Source organism: Mesorhizobium sp. M7A.F.Ca.CA.002.05.1.1 (assembly GCF_003998335.1).
GTDB lineage: Bacteria > Pseudomonadota > Alphaproteobacteria > Rhizobiales > Rhizobiaceae > Mesorhizobium.
The window spans coordinates 1-5,230 of sequence record NZ_RZQI01000399.1; the positions used below are offsets into that span (position 1 = coordinate 1).

The following is a 5,230-nucleotide window of genomic DNA, read 5'->3' on the forward strand; positions in this document are numbered from 1 at the left end:
GCTCTGCCCGCCGAACATCTTCCCGTGATCCTGGAAGTGGCGCCCAATGCCGATTATGCGCTGCTCGACAGCGGCACCGGCCAAAAGCTCGAACAATATGGCCCCTACCGTATCGTGCGGCCCGAGGGCCAGGCGATCTGGCAAAAGGCCTTGCCGGCAAAGGAATGGGAGCGTGCCGACGCCGTCTTCACCGGCGACACCGACGAGGAGGGCATCGGCCGCTGGCGTTTCCCCAAGCTGCCGCTCGGCGAGACCTGGCCGATGAAGCATGACGGCATCGACTATCTCGGCCGTTTCACCTCGTTTCGTCATGTCGGCGTCTTTCCCGAGCAGGCCTCCCATTGGGATCACATGGCCGGGCTGATCGCGGCGGCGAAGCGGCCGGTCAAGGTGCTGAACCTGTTCGGCTATACCGGTCTCGCCTCATTGGTGGCGGCTCGCGCCGGCGCCGAGGTCACCCATGTCGATGCCTCGAAGAAAGCGATCGGCTGGGCCCGTGAAAACCAGGAGATGGCCGGCCTCGGCAGCAAGCCGATCCGCTGGATCGTCGACGACGCGGTCAAATTCGCCGAGCGCGAGGAGCGCCGCGGCAGCCGCTACGACATCATCCTGTTCGACCCGCCGGCCTATGGCCGTGGCCCCAAGGGCGAGGTCTGGCAATTGTTCGAGGATCTGCCCGATTTGACCGATCTCTGCCGGGCGATCCTGACGCCGAAGCCGCTTGCCGTGGTGCTGACCGCCTATTCGATCCGCGCCTCCTTCTTCGCCATCCACGCCCTGATGCGCGATACCTTTGCCGGCATGGGCGGCAAGATTGAATCGGGTGAGCTGATCATCCGTGAAAAGTCCGCTGGCCGGGCGCTCTCGACCTCATTGTTTTCGCGCTGGGTGGCTGAATGAACGAGCGGCATGCAGGCGCACCTGGCCAGGTGAAGGAGGTCACCAGCCTCGCCAATCCGCTGGTCAAGGACATCAAGGCGCTCGCTCAGAAGAAATTCCGCGACCAGCAGAACGCCTTCATGGCCGAAGGGTTGAAGCTGGTTATCGATGCGCTCGATCTCGGCTGGCAGATCAGGACATTGGTTTTCGCCAAGGCCGGGCGCGGCAACGCGGCGGTGGAGAAGGTGGCCGCACGCACGGTTGCCGCCGGCGGCATGGTGCTCGAAGTGTCGGAAAAGGTGCTGGTGGCCATCACCCGCCGCGACAATCCGCAAATGGTGGTGGGCGTCTTTTCGCAAAAATTCCTCGCCTTGAAGGATGTCCGCGCCGACAATGGCGACGTCTGGGTGGCGCTCGACCGGGTGCGCGACCCCGGCAATCTCGGCACCGTCATCCGCACCGTCGATGCCGTCGGCGCCAAAGGCGTCATCCTGGTCGGCGATACCACTGATCCATTCTCCGTGGAGACGGTGCGCGCCACCATGGGTTCGATCTTTGCCGTGCCGGTGGCCAAAGCGACAACCGAGGCTTTCCTCGCCTGGCGAGGCGGGTTTTCAGGCCTCGTCGCCGGAACCCACCTGAAAGGCGCCGTCGACTACCGCTCGGTCGATTTTTCACGCGGGCCCGTGCTGCTGATGATGGGCAACGAGCAGCAGGGACTGCCCGAAAGCCTGGCTGCGAGTTGCGACAGGCTGCTCAGGATTCCGCAAGCCGGCCGTGCCGATTCGCTCAATCTGGCCGTTGCCACCGGCATCATGCTGTTCGAGATCCGGCGCGGCGCGCTCAAGCTCGAGCCAATCCTGGACCAGCAATGAAGGTTGCCCGCCCGTGAGATCATGGTCTCCCTACGCACTGCTTGTCGTCGCGGCCATCGCGCTCGACCAGTGGATAAAATACCTGGTCGAGGCCGATCTGCCTTTTCAGGAGAAGGTTGATCTGCTGCCCTTCCTGGCGCTGTTCCGCACCTACAATACCGGCATCGCCTTCTCGATGTTCTCGTCCTTCGGCGACACCGGGTTGATCGTCATCTCGCTTGTCGTCGTTGCTTTCGTGCTGTTCCTGGCGACGCGGATCGCGCCGTCCCAGATCCTTGCCCGCACCGGCTTTGCGCTGATCGTCGGTGGCGCTCTGGGCAATCTGATCGACCGCGCCGTCTACGGCCACGTCATCGACTATATTCTGTTTCACACGCCGGTGTGGTCCTTCGCCGTCTTCAACCTTGCCGACGCCTTCATTTCGGTGGGCGCGGCACTGGTCGTCTTCGACGAGCTGTTCGGCTGGGGACGCGAACCCAAAGCCAGACCTTCCAAGGATTGACCCCGTGCGGCCATCGCCGCACAGTTCATGTCGCCAAACAAGATCGCGGAGAAAGACATGTCCGAAACCTTCAAAGCCATCCTCGTTTCGCGTGACGCCGAGAAAAAGCAGTCGGTCAACGTAACCGATCTCACCGAGGCCGACCTGATGGAAGGCGATGTCACCGTCGCGATCGAGGCAACGACGGTGAACTACAAGGATGGCCTGGCGATCACGGGCAAGGCGCCGGTGATCCGCCACTGGCCGCTGGTGCCGGGCATCGATTTCGCCGGCACCGTCGTCTCGTCCTCGCATCCCGACTGGCGCACCGGAGACAAGGTCATTCTGAACGGCTGGGGCGTCGGCGAAACCCATTTCGGCGCCTATGCTGGCCGCGCCCGCGTCAAGGGCGACTGGCTGGTGCCGCTGCCGCAAGGCATCAGCCCGCATGACGCGATGGCCGTCGGCACCGCAGGCTATACCGCCATGCTCTGCGTCATGGCCCTGGAGCGGCACGGCATCCTGCCTGATCGCGGCCCGGTGGTGGTGACGGGGGCGGCCGGCGGCGTCGGCTCGGTCGCGGTCTCGATCCTGTCCAGCCTCGGCTACCATGTCATTGCTTCCACCGGCCGCAATGCCGAAAGCCCCTTTCTGATCGACCTTGGCGCCGCCGAAGTGATATCGCGCGAGGAGCTTGCCCAGCCGGCCAAGCCGCTGGCCAAGGAGCGCTGGGCCGGCGGCATCGACGCAGTCGGCAGCCACACGCTGGCCAATGTGCTGTCGATGACCTCCTACGGCGGCGCGGTCGCCGCCTGCGGCCTGGCCGGCGGCATGGACCTGCCGGCCAGCGTCGCGCCCTTCATCCTGCGCGGCGTCTCATTGCTCGGCATCGATTCAGTGATGGCGCCTAAAGCAGTCCGCCTCGAGGCATGGCGCCGCATCGCCACCGACCTCGATCTGCAGAAGCTCGCCAGCCTGTCCAGCACCATCGGGTTCGACGGCATCGTCGATGCCGCGCACGACATCGTCGACGGCAAGATCCGCGGCCGCGTCGTCGTGGATATGTGACTCCGCCCAACTGCCGGAAGGGATGGAATCGCCAGATCTGGCGGCAAACCCGCCGCGCCTCGGCAAAAAGCGCTCATCCGCTAAAATTCGAACGATCCGCCGCAATTTTCCATAATCTCTGTCTGGCAAGGATTTCGCATGATCGCGGAATCCGGCAGCCAACAGGCGGACACTGGCGACGACGTCGATGCGGTGCTCCCGCCGGCGTCGACGCGGCGCTTCGTCGCCGCGCCGCCGCTGGTGCCCGAGCCGGAATTCTCCAGGCGCGAAAGCCTGCCCTTTCTGACATTCGTCGCCATCGTGTTGGTGGCCGGGCTGGCGCATCTGACCGGGGCACCGATCTTCATCAGCGTCGCATTGCTGGCAACCGGCCTTGCCGGCCTTGCCCTGCATTTGCGCGCCAGGCGGAGCGAACATCGCACCTCCGCCCTTCTTGACGAAACCACTGCCCGCAGCCGCGCCGAGATCGAGACGCTGGCCGACCGCATGTGGGAGATGCAGGAGAGCGACGAGCGCTTTCGCGGCCTGATCGACGCGCTTGGCGATCTCGTCATCCATCGCGACCGCGACGGCTACATCGTCTATGCCAACAAGGTCTTCGCCGATCTCGTCGAGATCGACCAGCGCGACCTCGCCGGCAAGACCCTGGCGGAACTGGGCATCGAGGTCGGCATGGTTCCCGATGCCGCCTTTTCCGACCATGAGTGCCTGAGTTCCACCGATGTCTCCATCAGCACGCCGAGCGGGCAGCGCTGGTTCTCTTGGATCGAACTGTCGGTGCGCGACAAGGACAGCGGCGCCGTTTCACACCGCGCCATCGCCCGCGACATCACCGCCCGCAAACGCGCCGAATCGTCGCTGATCACCGCACGCGAACGGGCCGAATATGCCAGCCAGGCCAAATCGCGCTTCCTCGCTACCGTCAGCCATGAAATCCGCACCCCGATGAACGGCATCATGGGCATGGCCAGGTTGCTCGCCGACACCAGCCTGTCGCCGGAGCAGCAGACCTATGTCGGCGCCGTCTCGACCTCGGCCAGCGCATTGCTTGCCCTGATCGAGGATCTTCTCGACTATTCCAAGATCGAAGCCGGGCGCTTCGACCCCGAGCCGCAGCCGATGTCGGTGCGCGAGATCGCCGACAACATCATCGAATTGCTGGCGGCGCGCGCCTTCGCCAAGGATATCGGACTGGGTTGCCATGTCGAACCCGACGTGCCGCAATTGATCACCGCCGATCCGGGCAAGGTCAGGCAGGTGCTTCTCAACCTCATCGGCAACGCCATCAAGTTCACCGACAGCGGCGGCGTGCTGGTGAGCATAGCACGCGCACGCACCGAAACCAGCGACCGCATATGCTTCACCATCGCCGATACCGGTCCGGGCCTGCGTGACGCCGACCTGGAGCGCATTTTCGAGGAATTCGAGCAGGCCGACGGCACGTCGACACGCACACATGGCGGGGCCGGCCTCGGCCTTGCCATCTCCAGACGCCTGGTGGCCGCCATGGGCGGCACGATCTCGGTATCCAGCCGGCTCGGCCAGGGATCCGAATTCGTCTTCGAAATCCCTGCGATAGCGGCCACCGAAGCGCCGCAGGGCCACCAGAATGCTCTCTCGGGCAGACGCGCGGTGATCCTGTCGAAGAACGCCGTCGAGGCCGACGCCATCGCCCGCACCATCCGCGCCAATGGCGGCGCGGTCGACATCGCCACCACTGCAGCACAGGCCGCGCCTTTCGCCGCCGGCTGCGATGCGATCCTGGTCGATGCAGCGATGGAAGAAGGCGACGGAAGGCTGCTCAAGCGCCTGCGCCAGAGCGGTTTCTCCGACTGTGAGGCGATCACGCTGATCGCGCCGACCGATCGCGGCATGCTTGGCGAGTTCCGTGCCAGCGGCTACGCAACCTTCCTGGCCAGGCCAGGAA

5 protein-coding genes are annotated in these 5,230 nt (G+C 64.8%); all 5 read left to right on the plus strand.

All coding sequences use genetic code 11. The annotated features are described in order from the left end of the window. The coding region (locus EN939_RS19810) for a class I SAM-dependent rRNA methyltransferase (RefSeq protein ID WP_164751091.1) at nt 1-900 on the plus strand (900 nt) is incomplete at its 5' end. After that, the gene (locus EN939_RS19815) at nt 897-1,754 is read left to right on the plus strand and encodes a TrmH family RNA methyltransferase (protein ID WP_013529576.1); all 858 of its coding nucleotides are present in this window, start codon (nt 897-899) and stop codon (nt 1,752-1,754) included. The genes EN939_RS19810 and EN939_RS19815, both read left to right, overlap by 4 nt. 13 nt (nt 1,755-1,767) lie before the next feature. Further along, nucleotides 1,768-2,256, plus strand: coding sequence for a signal peptidase II (gene lspA / locus EN939_RS19820; RefSeq protein ID WP_127269341.1), 489 nt, complete (start codon nt 1,768-1,770; stop codon nt 2,254-2,256). 57 nt (nt 2,257-2,313) lie between these two features. After that, complete coding sequence (gene acuI / locus EN939_RS19825; protein WP_127269342.1) at nt 2,314-3,303, plus strand: acrylyl-CoA reductase (NADPH); 990 nt, start codon at nt 2,314-2,316, stop codon at nt 3,301-3,303. Between the two features lie 138 nt (nt 3,304-3,441). Next, a partial coding sequence (locus tag EN939_RS19830) for a hybrid sensor histidine kinase/response regulator (protein ID WP_164751092.1) occupies nt 3,442-5,230 on the plus strand: 1,789 nt, incomplete at its 3' end.

What these genes read in the sequence shown, in the direction of transcription:
- EN939_RS19815 (WP_013529576.1), top strand. Translation starts at nt 897, where the DNA reads ATGAACGAGCGGCATGCAGGCGCACCTGGCCAGGTGAAGGAGGTCACC.
- acuI (WP_127269342.1), top strand. Translation starts at nt 2,314, where the DNA reads ATGTCCGAAACCTTCAAAGCCATCCTCGTTTCGCGTGACGCCGAGAAA.